Annotated in this window: 12 protein-coding genes and 1 pseudogene; 7 read left to right on the top strand and 6 right to left on the bottom strand. The window is 58.4% G+C overall.

Going from position 1 to position 14921, the window contains the following annotated elements; genetic code table 11:
• Positions 1–285: 285 nt before the first annotated feature.
• The 4 genes from dnaA to gyrB are packed head-to-tail and all read left to right on the top strand — an operon-like array spanning position 286 to position 6496.
• Positions 286–1806 (top strand): chromosomal replication initiator protein DnaA, encoded by a 1521-nt coding sequence (dnaA, locus tag AB4N76_RS14115; protein WP_046030917.1) that lies wholly within the window; start codon positions 286–288, stop codon positions 1804–1806.
• Between the two features lie 39 nt (positions 1807–1845).
• Positions 1846–2949 carry a DNA polymerase III subunit beta gene (gene dnaN / locus AB4N76_RS14120; protein WP_017341709.1) on the top strand — a complete coding sequence of 368 codons (1104 nt, stop codon included), beginning with the start codon at positions 1846–1848 and terminating at the stop codon, positions 2947–2949.
• Positions 2950–2969: 20 nt separating this feature from the next.
• Positions 2970–4073: a DNA replication/repair protein RecF gene (gene recF / locus AB4N76_RS14125; protein WP_008007898.1), complete on the top strand. Its 1104-nt coding sequence runs from the start codon at positions 2970–2972 to the stop codon at positions 4071–4073.
• A 5-nt stretch (positions 4074–4078) separates the two neighbouring features.
• Positions 4079–6496 carry a DNA topoisomerase (ATP-hydrolyzing) subunit B gene (gene gyrB, locus AB4N76_RS14130; protein WP_046031112.1) on the top strand — a complete coding sequence of 806 codons (2418 nt, stop codon included), beginning with the start codon at positions 4079–4081 and terminating at the stop codon, positions 6494–6496.
• 287 nt (positions 6497–6783) lie between these two features.
• Here the strand turns inward: gyrB and AB4N76_RS14135 are convergent, their stop codons facing one another.
• The 4 genes and pseudogenes from AB4N76_RS14135 to glyQ all read right to left on the bottom strand — a co-directional run bounded on the left by AB4N76_RS14135 (position 6784) and on the right by glyQ (position 11191).
• Positions 6784–7563 (bottom strand): lysophospholipid acyltransferase family protein, encoded by a 780-nt coding sequence (locus tag AB4N76_RS14135; protein ID WP_046030975.1) that lies wholly within the window; start codon positions 7561–7563, stop codon positions 6784–6786.
• A 78-nt stretch (positions 7564–7641) separates the two neighbouring features.
• Entirely contained in the window at positions 7642–8181 is a 540-nt protein-coding gene (gene gmhB / locus AB4N76_RS14140) for a D-glycero-beta-D-manno-heptose 1,7-bisphosphate 7-phosphatase (protein WP_175649024.1), read from the bottom strand.
• A gap of 4 nt (positions 8182–8185) precedes the next feature.
• Positions 8186–10241, bottom strand: a pseudogene (glyS, locus tag AB4N76_RS14145) (glycine--tRNA ligase subunit beta).
• The gene (gene glyQ, locus AB4N76_RS14150; protein ID WP_003213601.1) at positions 10238–11191 is read right to left on the bottom strand and encodes a glycine--tRNA ligase subunit alpha; all 954 of its coding nucleotides are present in this window, start codon (positions 11189–11191) and stop codon (positions 10238–10240) included. Before glyQ ends, glyS begins: the two are co-directional and overlap by 4 nt.
• Positions 11192–11272: 81 nt before the next feature.
• On the opposite strand from glyQ, the gene AB4N76_RS14155 reads away from it, so the two are divergent.
• The 3 genes from AB4N76_RS14155 to AB4N76_RS14165 all read left to right on the top strand — a co-directional run bounded on the left by AB4N76_RS14155 (position 11273) and on the right by AB4N76_RS14165 (position 13070).
• Positions 11273–11830 carry a DNA-3-methyladenine glycosylase I gene (locus tag AB4N76_RS14155; RefSeq protein ID WP_046030982.1) on the top strand — a complete coding sequence of 186 codons (558 nt, stop codon included), beginning with the start codon at positions 11273–11275 and terminating at the stop codon, positions 11828–11830.
• Between the two features lie 40 nt (positions 11831–11870).
• Positions 11871–12758, top strand: a complete 888-nt coding sequence (locus AB4N76_RS14160) for a lysophospholipid acyltransferase (RefSeq protein WP_046030983.1) — start codon at positions 11871–11873, stop codon at positions 12756–12758.
• A gap of 72 nt (positions 12759–12830) precedes the next feature.
• A complete protein-coding gene (locus AB4N76_RS14165; RefSeq protein WP_046030984.1) occupies positions 12831–13070 on the top strand; it encodes a PilZ domain-containing protein in 240 nt (79 codons plus the stop codon).
• On the opposite strand, the gene AB4N76_RS14170 is transcribed toward AB4N76_RS14165, so the two are convergent.
• Both AB4N76_RS14170 and trkA read right to left on the bottom strand, forming a co-directional pair.
• A complete protein-coding gene (locus AB4N76_RS14170) occupies positions 13071–13388 on the bottom strand; it encodes a tetratricopeptide repeat protein (RefSeq protein ID WP_175649023.1) in 318 nt (105 codons plus the stop codon).
• Positions 13389–13526: 138 nt separating this feature from the next.
• Positions 13527–14903 carry a Trk system potassium transporter TrkA gene (trkA, locus tag AB4N76_RS14175; RefSeq protein WP_077430976.1) on the bottom strand — a complete coding sequence of 459 codons (1377 nt, stop codon included), beginning with the start codon at positions 14901–14903 and terminating at the stop codon, positions 13527–13529.
• Positions 14904–14921: the final 18 nt, after the last annotated feature.

The raw sequence follows: 14921 nt of genomic DNA on the forward strand, positions 1-14921 counted from the left end.
GGTGGAAAACGGTGGTAAGCCTGTGCTGCGCTGTCGGATAAGCTGTGTGTGAAAGGGCTTGTTATCCACAGGCTTGTTATCCACCGAGTTTCGCCCCCCACTTGTCCAATGCCCTCAGGACCGGTTATCCACAGAGCTTATGCACAGACCATTGGTCTGCTTTTTGTCGGTTAAGGCGTTGATAATTCATGCCCTGTGCGCAACCTGCATGTGGATAAGTGGGCGTCTGGTCGTTACAATGGCGGCTTGTTTTTGCCTCACCGGCTTTCAACTTAGGGGATATCCGTGTCAGTGGAACTTTGGCAGCAGTGCGTGGAGCTTTTGCGCGAAGAGCTGCCTGCCCAACAATTCAACACTTGGATCCGTCCACTACAGGTCGAAGCCGAAGGCGACGAGTTGCGTGTCTACGCACCGAATCGTTTTGTTCTCGACTGGGTCAACGAAAAGTACCTGGGCCGCGTCCTCGAACTGCTGGATGAGCATGGCAACGGCATGGCGCCGGCGCTGTCCTTATTAATAGGCAGTAAACGCAGTTCAGCACCGCGCGCCGCACCCAATGCTCCGCTGGCTGCTGCAGCGTCCCAGGCTCAGGCTGCTCAAGCGCCGATTAGCGCACCGGCACCCGCTCCGACAGCTGCACCGACCAAGCGGGCTACCCAAAAGGTTGCCGAGGTCAGTGAAGAGCCGTCCCGCGACAGTTTCGACCCGATGGCCGGCGCCAGTTCTCAACAGGCTCCGGTTCGTGCCGAACAGCGTACTGTTCAGGTTGAAGGCGCGCTCAAGCACACCAGTTACCTGAACCGCACCTTCACTTTCGAAAACTTCGTCGAAGGTAAGTCGAACCAACTGGCCCGGGCCGCGGCCTGGCAGGTGGCGGACAATCCCAAGCACGGTTACAACCCGCTATTCCTTTATGGTGGCGTCGGCTTGGGTAAAACCCACTTGATGCACGCTGTGGGTAACCACCTATTAAAGAAGAACCCGAATGCCAAGGTCGTTTACCTGCATTCGGAGCGTTTCGTGGCCGACATGGTCAAGGCGCTGCAACTGAACGCCATCAACGAGTTCAAGCGCTTCTACCGTTCGGTGGATGCGTTGCTGATCGATGACATTCAATTCTTCGCCCGCAAGGAGCGTTCGCAGGAAGAATTTTTCCACACTTTCAACGCCCTGCTTGAAGGTGGCCAGCAGGTCATTCTCACCAGTGACCGCTACCCGAAAGAGATCGAAGGCCTTGAAGAGCGTCTCAAATCCCGCTTCGGCTGGGGCCTGACGGTTGCCGTCGAGCCGCCAGAGCTGGAAACCCGCGTGGCGATCTTGATGAAAAAGGCCGACCAGGCCAAAGTCGATCTGCCACATGACGCGGCGTTCTTCATTGCCCAGCGTATTCGCTCCAACGTCCGTGAGCTGGAAGGCGCGCTGAAACGCGTGATCGCCCACTCGCACTTCATGGGCCGCGACATCACCATCGAGCTGATTCGCGAATCCCTGAAAGACCTGTTGGCGCTGCAAGACAAACTGGTCTCTGTGGATAACATTCAGCGCACGGTCGCCGAGTACTACAAGATCAAGATCTCCGACCTGCTGTCCAAGCGTCGTTCACGTTCGGTCGCACGTCCGCGTCAGGTTGCAATGGCATTGTCCAAAGAGTTGACTAACCACAGCCTGCCGGAAATCGGCGATGTGTTTGGCGGCCGCGACCACACGACGGTTTTGCACGCCTGCCGCAAGATCAACGAGCTTAAGGAATCCGACGCGGACATCCGCGAGGACTACAAGAACCTGCTGCGTACACTGACCACATGATGAACACCAGCGCAGCTTATTAAGGCAAGGGACTAGACCATGCATTTCACCATTCAACGCGAAGCCCTGTTGAAACCCCTGCAACTGGTCGCAGGCGTCGTCGAACGCCGACAGACCTTGCCGGTGCTCTCCAACGTGCTGCTGGTTGTCGAAGGCCAGCAACTGTCGCTGACCGGTACCGACCTGGAAGTCGAGCTGGTTGGTCGTGTGCAACTCGAAGAGCCGGCAGACCCAGGCTCCATCACCGTGCCGGCGCGCAAGCTGATGGACATCTGCAAGAGCTTACCGAATGACGCGCTGATCGACATCAAGGTCGACGAGCAGAAGCTGGTGGTGAAAGCTGGCCGTAGCCGCTTCACCCTGTCGACGCTGCCCGCCAACGATTTCCCTACAGTGGAAGAAGGCCCGGGCTCGCTGACGTGCAGCCTGGAGCAAAGCAAACTGCGTCGCCTGATCGAACGCACCAGCTTCGCCATGGCTCAGCAGGACGTTCGTTACTACCTGAACGGCATGCTGCTGGAAGTGTCGGCCGGCATCATCCGTGCCGTGGCCACCGACGGTCACCGTCTGGCCATGTGCTCGATGCAGGCCGATATCGGTCAACCGGATCGCCATCAGGTCATCGTCCCTCGCAAAGGTATCCTTGAACTGGCGCGCCTGCTGACCGAGCCGGACGGCATCGTCAGCATCGTCCTGGGTCAGCACCATATCCGTGCAACTACCGGCGAATTCACGTTCACCTCGAAACTGGTTGACGGCAAATTCCCGGATTACGAGCGCGTTCTGCCTAAAGGTGGCGACAAACTTGTACTGGGCGACCGTCAAGCGCTGCGTGAAGCCTTCAGCCGTACCGCGATTCTGTCCAACGAGAAGTACCGTGGTATCCGTCTGCAACTGGCCAACGGTCAGCTGAAAATCCAGGCGAACAACCCGGAGCAGGAAGAAGCGGAAGAAGAAGTGGGCGTTGAATACAACGGCGGCAATCTGGAAATCGGCTTCAACGTCAGCTATCTGCTCGACGTACTGGGCGTGATGACCACCGAGCAAGTTCGCCTGATCCTGTCCGATTCCAACAGCAGTGCGCTGGTGCAGGAATCCGACAACGACGACTCGGCTTACGTTGTCATGCCGATGCGCCTGTAATCATGTTCAGCAGAAGCTAGATGTCGCTAAGTCGCGTCTCGGTCACCGCGGTGCGCAATTTGCACCCGGTGACCTTCTCCCCCTCCCCCCGAATCAACATTCTTTACGGCGCCAACGGCAGCGGTAAAACCAGTGTTCTGGAAGCCATTCATCTGCTGGGGCTTGCCCGTTCGTTCCGTAGCAGCCGTCTGTTGCCGGTCATCCAGTACGAGCAATTGGCGTGCACGGTGTTTGGCCAGGTTGAATTGGCCGAGGGTGGACACAGCGCGCTAGGCATCTCGCGCGACCGTCAGGGGGAATTTCAGATCCGCATCGACGGTCAGAACGCCCGCAGCGCGGCGCAACTGGCGGAGATCCTGCCACTGCAGCTGATCAACCCTGACAGTTTCCGCTTGCTTGAAGGCGCGCCGAAGATTCGCCGACAGTTTCTAGACTGGGGCGTGTTCCATGTGGAACCGCGATTCATGTCCACCTGGCAGCGCTTGCAGAAGGCTCTGCGCCAGAGAAACTCTTGGCTGCGACATGGTACACTTGACGCCGTTTCGCAAGCGGTTTGGGACAGGGAACTGTGCCAGGCCAGCGCTGAAATCGATGAATACCGCCGCGCCTATATCAAAGCCTTGAAACCAGTCTTTGAACAGACCTTGAGCGAATTGGTCGAGCTTGAAGGCTTGACCCTCAGCTATTACCGAGGCTGGGACAAAGACCGCGAACTGAGTGCCGTACTCGCTGGGTCCCTTCAACGGGACCAGCAAATGGGTCACACCCAGGCCGGACCACAACGCGCTGATTTGCGTCTCAGACTGGGCGCACATAATGCCGCGGACATCTTGTCCAGGGGTCAGCAGAAGTTGGTGGTCTGTGCTTTGCGGATTGCCCAAGGGCACCTGGTAAGCCAGGCCCGACGCGGACAGTGTATTTATCTGGTGGATGACTTGCCGTCCGAACTGGACGAGCACCACCGACGCGCGCTTTGCCGCTTGCTGGAAGACTTACGCTGCCAGGTCTTTATCACCTGTGTAGATCACGAATTATTGAGGGAAGGCTGGCAGACGGAAACGCCAGTCGCTTTGTTCCACGTGGAACAGGGCCGTATCACCCAGACCCACGACCATCGGGAGTGAAGGCATTGAGCGAAGAAAATACGTACGACTCAACGAGCATTAAAGTGCTGAAAGGCCTGGATGCCGTACGCAAACGTCCCGGTATGTACATTGGTGACACCGACGATGGCAGCGGTCTGCACCACATGGTGTTCGAAGTGGTCGATAACTCGATCGACGAAGCTCTCGCCGGCCACTGCGACGACATCAGCATCATCATTCACCCGGATGAGTCCATCACCGTTCGCGACAACGGTCGTGGCATCCCGGTAGACGTGCACAAAGAAGAAGGCGTTTCGGCAGCCGAGGTCATCATGACCGTGCTGCACGCCGGCGGTAAGTTCGATGACAACTCCTACAAAGTATCCGGCGGTCTGCACGGTGTAGGTGTGTCGGTGGTGAACGCCCTGTCCAAAGAACTGGTCCTGACCGTTCGCCGCAGTGGCAAAATCTGGGAACAGACTTACATCCATGGTGTTCCGAAAGAGCCGATGAAAATCGTTGGCGAAAGCGAAACCACCGGTACCCAGATTCACTTCAAGCCTTCAGAAGACACCTTCAAGAACATCCACTTCAGCTGGGACATCCTGGCCAAGCGGATTCGTGAACTGTCCTTCCTCAACTCCGGTGTCGGCATCGTCCTCAAGGATGAGCGCAGCGGCAAGGAAGAGCTGTTCAAGTACGAAGGCGGCCTGCGTGCGTTCGTTGAATACCTGAACACCAACAAGACTGCGGTCAACCAGGTGTTCCACTTCAACATTCAGCGTGAAGACGGCATCGGCGTGGAAATCGCCCTGCAGTGGAACGACAGCTTCAACGAGAACCTGTTGTGCTTCACCAACAACATTCCACAGCGCGATGGCGGTACTCACCTGGTGGGTTTCCGTTCCGCACTGACGCGTAACCTGAACACCTACATCGAAGCTGAAGGCCTGGCGAAGAAGCACAAAGTCGCGACTACCGGTGACGATGCCCGTGAAGGCCTGACCGCGATCATTTCGGTGAAAGTACCGGATCCGAAGTTCAGCTCTCAGACCAAAGACAAGCTGGTTTCTTCCGAAGTGAAGACCGCGGTCGAACAGGAAATGGGCAAGTACTTCTCCGACTTCCTGCTGGAAAACCCGAACGAAGCCAAACTGGTCGTCGGCAAGATGATCGACGCGGCGCGTGCTCGTGAAGCGGCGCGTAAAGCCCGTGAAATGACCCGCCGCAAAGGCGCGCTGGATATCGCCGGCCTGCCGGGCAAACTGGCTGACTGCCAGGAAAAAGACCCTGCCCTTTCCGAACTGTACCTCGTGGAAGGTGACTCTGCTGGCGGCTCCGCCAAGCAGGGGCGTAACCGTCGCACCCAGGCCATCCTGCCGCTCAAGGGCAAGATCCTGAACGTCGAGAAGGCGCGCTTCGACAAGATGATCTCTTCGCAAGAAGTGGGCACCTTGATCACCGCGCTGGGCTGCGGCATCGGCCGCGACGAGTACAACATCGACAAGCTGCGCTACCACAACATCATCATCATGACCGATGCTGACGTCGACGGTTCGCACATCCGTACCCTGCTGCTGACCTTCTTCTTCCGTCAGTTGCCAGAGCTGATCGAACGCGGCTACATCTACATCGCTCAGCCACCGCTGTACAAGGTCAAGAAAGGCAAGCAAGAGCAATACATCAAAGACGACGACGCCATGGAAGAGTACATGACGCAGTCGGCCCTTGAAGATGCGAGCCTGCACCTGAACGAAGAAGCCCCAGGTATCTCCGGCGAGGCGCTTGAGCGTCTGGTGAATGACTTCCGTCTGGTGATGAAGACCCTCAAGCGTCTGTCGCGCCTGTACCCACAGGAGCTGACCGAGCACTTCATCTACCTGCCTGCGGTGAGCATGGAGCAACTGTCCGATCACGCAGCGATGCAGGATTGGCTGGCTCAGTACGAAGTTCGCCTGCGTACCGTCGAGAAGTCCGGCCTGGTTTACAAAGCCAGCCTGCGTGAAGACCGCGAACGTAACGTCTGGCTGCCAGAGGTCGAACTGATCTCCCACGGCCTGTCGAACTACGTCACCTTCAACCGCGACTTCTTCGGCAGCAACGATTACAGGACTGTCGTTTCCCTGGGCGCGCAACTGAGCACCCTGTTGGACGACGGTGCGTACATCCAGCGTGGCGAGCGTAAGAAGCCGGTGACCGAGTTCAAGGAAGCCCTTGAATGGCTGATGGCTGAAAGCACCAAGCGTCACACCATCCAGCGATACAAAGGTCTGGGCGAAATGAACCCGGATCAGCTGTGGGAAACCACCATGGACCCAAGCCAGCGCCGGATGCTCAAAGTGACCATCGAAGACGCCATCGGCGCAGACCAGATCTTCAACACCCTGATGGGTGATGCGGTCGAACCTCGCCGTGACTTCATCGAAAGCAACGCCTTGGCGGTTTCCAACCTGGATTTCTGATCCAGCGAACCTGCCAAACCAAAAAGGCCAACGCTTAGCGTTGGCCTTTTTTATGGACTAAAAACACCTCGATTCAGGTCGTCCACTCCCATAGTTCATAGAGTGGAAAACCGCAAATCCGAGGCATAAAAAAACCGGCTATATCAGCCGGTTTTTTTGCGCCCGAAAAAAACTTATGCACCATTTTCTGCGTTTTATGTGTTTAAGAAATATGTATATAAATCATAAGCTTATAAAACAATAACGCCGCTTTTCGACAAAACGGTACACAGGTTATCCACAGAATCTCAGACAGTCACTTGATCACTGGCAGTCGGCGCCGCCGGGGTTGCCGGAAGTGAACCCATTTCCCGTTGCATCTGCTCGTTCCAGGCTTGCACCCGGTCGTTCAGATCGGCAATGGCGCGAGGCCCGCTACCCTCTGCGTACATGGGTTCGCCTATGATCACTGTGATGACACCCTGCTTCTTCGCCCAGCCGGTTTTTGGCCAGAACTTGCCGGCATTGTGCGCAATCGGCAACACGGGAAGCTCAGCGTTGACGGCCAAGGCGGTACCACCGCGAGAAAATTTCCCGATGGTGCCAAACGGAACCCGTGTCCCTTCCGGAAAAATCAGGACCCAGACGCCGTCCTTGAGCAACTCGTCGCCCTTCTTCGCCACATGCTTGAGCGCGGCTTTTGGATTGTCGCGGTCGATAGCAATCGGTCGCAGCATGGCCATGGCCCAGCCGAAGAACGGCACATACAGCAATGAACGCTTGAGCACCTGGCTCAACGGCTCGAAGTAAGCGGAGAGAAAGAACGTCTCCCACGTGCTCTGGTGGTTCGATTGGATCACGCAGGGTTGGTCAGGCACGTTCTTGGCGCCCTTCACTTCGTAGCTGATGCCCAGGAACACTTTGCTCAGCCACAAGGCGCAGCGGCACCAGTACACATTAATGAAGCGATATCGCGCCTTGAACGGCAGAAAAGGCGCGATGAAAAAGCTCAGGCTGCACCAAAGCAAAGAGCTGGTGCCCAGCAACAGATAAAAGAGGAACGTTCTGATGGCCTGCAGTATCGACATGGTGACGTTTACCGTGCGGGCTCTGCCCGTCTATAAGCGCACTCCCGATCAGTCCTTAATCGGAACAATCGAAGCACTTTAATTGTGGATAAGTTCTGCGGCAATCGCCGCCAGATCGTCAAAAATCAAGGTGCCCACCGGTAGGGACTTGCCCAGAGTCTTTTCGCCTTTCCCGGTCTTTACCAAAACTGGTTGTGAATCGACGGCTTTGGCGGCTTCCAGGTCACCAAGGCTGTCGCCGACGAACCAGAGATTGGTCAGCGACACGTTGTAATGCCCGGCGATGGTTTTCAACATCCCGGGTTTCGGCTTGCGGCAATCGCAGCCTTCGTCCGGCCCGTGCGGGCAGTAGACGATCAGCCCGACTTCACCGCCCTGCTCCGCCACCAATGAGCGCAAGCGCTCGTGCATGGCGTCCAGGGTGGCAATGTCGTAATAGCCGCGAGCGATGCCCGACTGGTTGGTAGCCACGGCTACCGTCCAGCCGGCCTTGCTCAACTGCGCGATGGCTTCGATCGAACCGGGAAGTGGAATCCACTCCTCCACCGACTTGATGTAAGCGTCGGAGTCGTAATTGATCACCCCGTCGCGATCGAGAATCAGCAGTTTCAACAGCAGCCCCTTAGCTCAGCAGCGAGATATCAGCGACGCCCAGGAACAGACCGCGCAGACGTGCCAGCAACGCATAACGGTTGGCGCGCACCTTGGCATCTTCCGCGTTGACCATCACTGCTTCGAAGAAGGCATCCACCGGCTCGCGCAATGCGGCCAGGCGTGCCAGCGATTCGCTGTACTGACGGGCCGCGGCCATCGGCTGAACAGCCTGGTCCGCCTGCTGGATCGCCGAGTACAGGGAGAACTCGTTGGCGTTATCGAAGTATTTCGCTTCAACTACGGTCGGAACAGAACCTTCGACCTTGCTCAGCAAGTTCGACACACGCTTGTTCACTGCGGCCAGGGCGGCGGCTTCCGGCAGTTTGCGGAAGGCTTCCACCGCTTGCACACGCTGGTCGAAATCCAGCGCCGAGCCCGGCTTCAGGGCACGCACCGACAGGTAAGTCGCGACGTCGACGCCTTCGTCTTCGTAACGGGCACGCAGGCGGTCGAAGATGAATTCCAGCACCGCGTCATTCAGGCCTGCAGCCTTGACCTTGGCACCGAACGCATCGACGGCAAAGGCCACGGCGTCGGTCAGGTCGAGTTCGAGCTTCTTGTCGATCAGGATGCGCAACACACCCAGCGCTGCACGGCGCAGGGCATACGGGTCTTTGCTGCCGGTTGGCAACATGCCGATACCGAAGATACCCACCAGCGTGTCGAGCTTGTCCGCGATGGCCACGGCCGCACCGGTCAGGGTGGTCGGCAGTTCAGCACCGGCACCGCGCGGCATGTACTGCTCGTTCAGCGCGAGGGCGACTTCTTCCGGCTCGCCGTCGTTGAGGGCGTAGTAGTAACCGGCGACACCTTGCATCTCCGGGAACTCACCGACCATCTCCGTCGACAGGTCGCACTTGGACAGCAGGCCGGCGCGGGACGCCCAGGCTGCGTTGCCGCCAATGCGTTGCGCGATGAACGCAGCGAGTTTGGAAACACGCTCGGCCTTGTCGTAGACGCTGCCGAGTTTTTCCTGGAACACCACGTTTTGCAGGCGCAGGTTGAAGTCTTCGAGCTTCTGCTTCTTGTCTTGCTTGAAGAAGAACTCGGCGTCGGTCAGTCGTGGGCGAACCACTTTCTCGTTACCGGCGATGATCTGCTGCGGGTCTTTGCTTTCGATGTTGGCCACGGTAATGAAACGTGGCAGCAACTTGCCGTCGGCATCCAGCAGGCAGAAATACTTCTGGTTGTCCTGCATGGTGGTGATCAGCGCTTCTTGCGGCACGTCGAGGAAACGTTCCTCGAACGAGCACACCAGCGGCACCGGCCATTCGACCAGCGCGGTCACTTCGTCGAGCAGCGCCGGCGGAACAATCGCCGTGCCTTCCTGACGGGTGGCCAGTTCTTCGGTGCGCTTGCTGATGATCTCGCGACGCTCGTTGGCATCGGCCAGGACGTAAGCGGCACGCAAGTCGGCCAGGTAATTGGCCGGCGAGGTGATGCGTACATTTTCCGGGTGATGGAAGCGGTGGCCACGGGAATCGCGGCCAGCCTTCTGGGCGAGGATGGTGCAATCGATGACTTCGTCACCGAGCAGCATCACCAGCCATTGGGTCGGACGAACGAATTCTTCCTTGCGAGGCGCCCCAACGCATGCGTTTCGGGATCGGCAGGTCGTTCAGCGAATCTTCGACGATGGTCGGCAGCAGGCTCGCGGTCGGCTTGCCGGCGATGCTTTGGCTGTAACGCAGTTTCGGACCGCTCTGATCGATTTCGCTCAGCTCGACACCGCACTTCTTGGCAAAACCCAGTGCTGCCTGGGTCGGGTTGCCTTCGGCATCGAACGCCGCCTGACGTGGCGGGCCATCGAGGTTGATGCTGCGATCCGGTTGCTGGGTGGCCAGCGACGTGATCAGCACGGCCAGGCGACGCGGCGCGGCGTAGACGGTTTTGGTCTCGTAGTTCAGACCGGCGGCTTGCAGGCCCTTGTCGATACCGGCGAGGAACGCCTCGGCCAGGGTGTTCAGGGCTTTGGGTGGCAGTTCTTCAGTGCCCAGTTCAACCAGAAAATCCAGAGCACTCATTGTGCAGCCTCCAGCTTGGCCAGTACTTCGTCACGCAGGTCCGGGGTCGCCATCGGGAAGCCCAGCTTGGCGCGAGCCAGCAGGTAGGCTTGCGCAACGGAACGCGCCAGGGTGCGTACTCGCAGAATGTATTGCTGACGCGCGGTCACCGAGATCGCCCGGCGTGCATCCAGCAGGTTGAAGGTATGGGAGGCCTTCAACACCATTTCGTAGCTCGGCAACGGCAGCGGCTGGTCGAGTTCGATCAGGCGCTTGGCTTCGCTTTCGTAGAAATCGAACAGTTCGAACAGTTTCTCGACGTTGGCGTGTTCGAAGTTGTAAGTGGACTGCTCCACTTCGTTCTGGTGGAACACGTCGCCGTAGGTCACTTTGCCGAACGGACCGTCAGCCCAGACCAGGTCGTAGACCGAGTCCACGCCTTGCAGGTACATGGCCAGACGCTCCAGACCGTACGTGATCTCGCCGGTCACCGGGTAGCATTCGATGCCGCCCGCTTGCTGGAAGTAAGTGAACTGGGTCACTTCCATGCCGTTGAGCCAGACTTCCCAGCCCAGACCCCAGGCGCCGAGGGTTGGCGATTCCCAGTTGTCTTCGACGAAGCGAATGTCGTGGACCAGCGGGTCCAGGCCGACATGCTTGAGGGAGCCCAGGTACAGTTCCTGGAAGTTGTCCGGGTTCGGCTTCAGCACAACCTGGAACTGGTAGTAGTGCTGCAGACGGTTCGGGTTTTCACCGTAGCGGCCGTCAGTCGGACGGCGACTTGGTTGCACGTAGGCGGCGTTCCAGGTTTCCGGGCCAATGGCGCGCAGGAAGGTCGCGGTGTGGAAAGTGCCGGCGCCTACTTCCATATCGTAGGGCTGAAGTACCACACAACCTTGCTCGGCCCAGTATTGCTGGAGGGCGAGGATCAAGTCTTGGAAGGTACGCACGGCTGGCGTAGGCTGGCTCACGAAATTCACCTGTTTCTTGGGCTGCGATTTAAAGAGCGGGAGTATACCCGATTCGTTGCTGCGCACGCCCCCTGGAGCCTTATGCCACGCTGCTTTTGGTGTTCCGAAGATCCGCTGTACATGGCTTATCACGATCAGGAGTGGGGCACGCCGCTACGCGATGCGCAGGGATTGTTCGAGTTGCTTTTGCTCGAAGGGTTCCAGGCCGGTCTTTCCTGGATCACTGTGTTGCGCAAACGCGAGCATTATCGCCAGGTGATGTTTGGGTTTGATGTACAGCGCGTGGCGCAAATGAGCGACGCGGAAATCGATGAATTGATGCTCGACCCGGGCATCATCCGCAACCGCCTCAAGCTCAACGCGGCCCGGCGTAATGCGCAGGCCTGGCTGGCGCTGGAGGACCCGGTGGCGTTTCTCTGGTCGTTCGTCGGCGGTACGCCGGTGATCAATCATTTCAAGGATCGCAGCGAAGTTCCGGCCGTCACGCCGACCGCCGTGGAAATGAGCAAAGGCCTGAAAAAGGCCGGCTTCACGTTCGTCGGCCCGACGATTTGCTACGCGCTGATGCAGGCGTCGGGCATGGTCATGGACCACACCCGCGATTGCGATCGCTACGCGACTTTAGCGAACGGCGGTTAGAATAGCCGCCTCGCGCACAGCACAAATTCAGGAGTGACCTGTGGATAAGTTGAAAGGCGCCTTGCTGGTAGGCGCTCTGCGGCTGTTTGCCCTGCTTCCGTGGCGGGCCGTACAGGCCGTGGGCTCGGCGATTGGCTGGGTCATGTGGAAAACCCCGAACAGATCCCGCGACGTGGTGCGGATCAACCTCGCCAAATGTTTTCCACAGATGGACCCGGCCGAGCGTGAGCGCCTGGTGGGCCAGAGCTTGAAGGACATCGGCAAGTCCCTGACCGAAAGCGCCTGCGCGTGGATCTGGCCGGCCCAGCGCTCCATTGACCTGGTGCGCGAAGTCGAAGGCCTCGACATATTGAAGGACGCCCTCGCCTCCGGCAAAGGCGTGGTCGGCATCACCAGCCACCTGGGCAACTGGGAAGTGCTCAATCACTTCTATTGCAGCCAGTGCAAACCGATCATTTTTTATCGTCCACCGAAGTTGAAGGCTGTGGATGAATTGCTGCAAAAGCAACGGGTACAGCTTGGCAACAAAGTGGCCGCTTCCACCAAGGAAGGCATCCTCAGCGTCATCAAAGAAGTGCGCAAAGGTGGTGCAGTGGGCATTCCCGCTGACCCGGAACCGGCCGAATCCGCCGGAATTTTCGTGCCCTTCTTCGCGACCCAGGCGCTGACCAGCAAGTTCGTTCCGAACATGCTCGCCGGCGGCAAAGCGGTCGGCGTGTTCCTGCATGCCCTGCGGTTGCCGGACGGTTCGGGCTACAAAGTGATCCTGGAAGCCGCGCCAGAGGCCATGTACAGCACCGACACAGCAGAGTCCTGTGCGGCCATGAGTAAAGTGGTCGAGCGTTATGTCGGGGCGTACCCGAGCCAGTACATGTGGAGTATGAAGCGCTTCAAGAAGCGTCCACCGGGTGAAGAACGCTGGTATTGAGTTGATTGGCATGATCTGTGGATAATTCCCGAGCCTGGGTTATCCACAACTGTTCATTAAAGGGCGCAGCAGATGTCCGAACACCGCAAATCGTTTCGCATCAAAATCAGTCATGAAAGCTTCGGTGAATGCCTGGGCCAGACACGCAACCTTTCGACCACGGGTGTCTACGTCAAGCACCCGGGGCTGTCGTCGCTACCTAAGGGCGCGGTGGTCTATGGGCAGGTGCAGGACTTACCCACAGGCGCGCCGCGTGTGCGCATGGAAGTGATTCAGGTGGATGCCGATGGGATCGGCCTGCGTTATCTCTGATCAGTGAGCCTTGCGCTCAAGCTTCTTCAGAAACACCGTCATCTCCTTCTCTGCCTGCTTGTCGCCATGGGCGCGAGCGGCATCCAGACCTTGTTCCCACGCCTGCCGGGCCGCCGCGAAATCCTCCTGCGCCAGCCAGGCCTTGCCCAATAGTTTCCAGGCCGCCGAATACTTCGGATCGAACTCGACACAGCGCTGGAAATGCTCGGCAGCCTTGGCGTTTTCCCCAAGATCCAGATAACCCTTGCCCAGGCCAAAGCGCAGCAATGAGTTATCCACACCCTTGGCGAGCATTTTTTCCAGGGATTCGATCATCAGCACTACCCCTCAGTCAGTGATCGTTCCCACGTTCCGCGTGGGAATGCCTCAATGGATGCTCGGCGTCCGCTTCGGCAGGGACGCGAAGCGTTCCGGGCTGCATTCCCACGCAGAGCGTGGGAACGATCAGTTAAAACCTCAGAAGAAACTCAGCCCCACATGGAACAGCTTCTCCACATCGCGAATATGCTTTTTATCCACAAGGAACAAAATCACATGGTCGCCCGTTTCAATCACGGTGTTGTCATGCGCGATGATCACTTCTTCATCACGAATAATCGCGCCGATGGTGGTGCCCGGCGGCAAACCGATGTTCTCGATGGCCTTGCCGATCACCTTGCTCGATTTCGCATCACCGTGGGCAATCGCTTCAATCGCCTCTGCCGCGCCCCGGCGCAATGAGTGCACGCTGACGATATCGCCGCGGCGCACGTGGGCCAGCAACGTGCCGATGGTCGCCAATTGCGGGCTGATGGCGATGTCGATGTCACCGCCCTGAATCAGGTCCACATACGCCGGGTTGTTGATGATGGTCATCACCTTCTTCGCGCCCAGGCGCTTGGCCAGCAACGAGGACATGATGTTGGCTTCGTCATCGTTGGTCAGGGCCAGGAAGATATCGGCGTCGGCGATGTTCTCTTCCATCAACAAGTCGCGGTCGGAGGCACTGCCCTGCAACACCACGGTGCTGTCGAGGGTGTCCGAGAGATGACGGCAGCGTGCCGGGTTCATCTCGATGATTTTCACCTGATAACGGCTTTCGATGGCCTCGGCCAGGCGCTCGCCGATCTGCCCGCCCCCGGCAATCACGATGCGTTTGTAGGTTTCATCCAACCGGCGCATTTCGCTCATCACGGCGCGAATATTCGCCTTGGCCGCGATGAAAAACACTTCGTCGTCCGCCTCGATGACTGTATCGCCCTGCGGCAGGATCGGCCGGTCACGGCGGAAAATCGCAGCGACACGGGTTTCGACATTCGGCATGTGTTCGCGCAATTGCCGCAGTTGCTGACCCACCAGCGGCCCGCCGTAATACGCCTTCACGGCCACCAATTGTGCTTTGCCTTCGGCGAAGTCGATCACCTGCAAGGCGCCTGGATGCTGGATCAGGCGCTTGATGTAGTTGGTCACCACTTGTTCGGGACTGATCAGCACATCCACCGGGATCGCGTCGTTGTCGAACAACTCGTCGGCGCGCGTAAGGTAGGAGGCTTCGCGTACGCGAGCGATCTTGGTCGGCGTATGAAACAGCGTGTGTGCGACCTGACAGGCAACCATGTTGGTTTCATCGCTGTTGGTCACGGCCACCAGCATGTCGGCATCGTCTGCGCCGGCCTGGCGCAGTACCGTCGGCAGCGAGCCGCGGCCGTGCACCGTGCGGATGTCCAGGCGATCACCGAGGTCGCGCAAGCGTTCGCCGTCGGTGTCGACCACCGTGATGTCATTGGCTTCGCTCGCCAAATGTTCTGCCAGCGAACCACCGACCTGCCCTGCACCGAGGATGATGATTTTCATCCAGTCACTCCATTAAAT

The organism is Pseudomonas sp. S2_F03 (assembly GCF_054668335.1).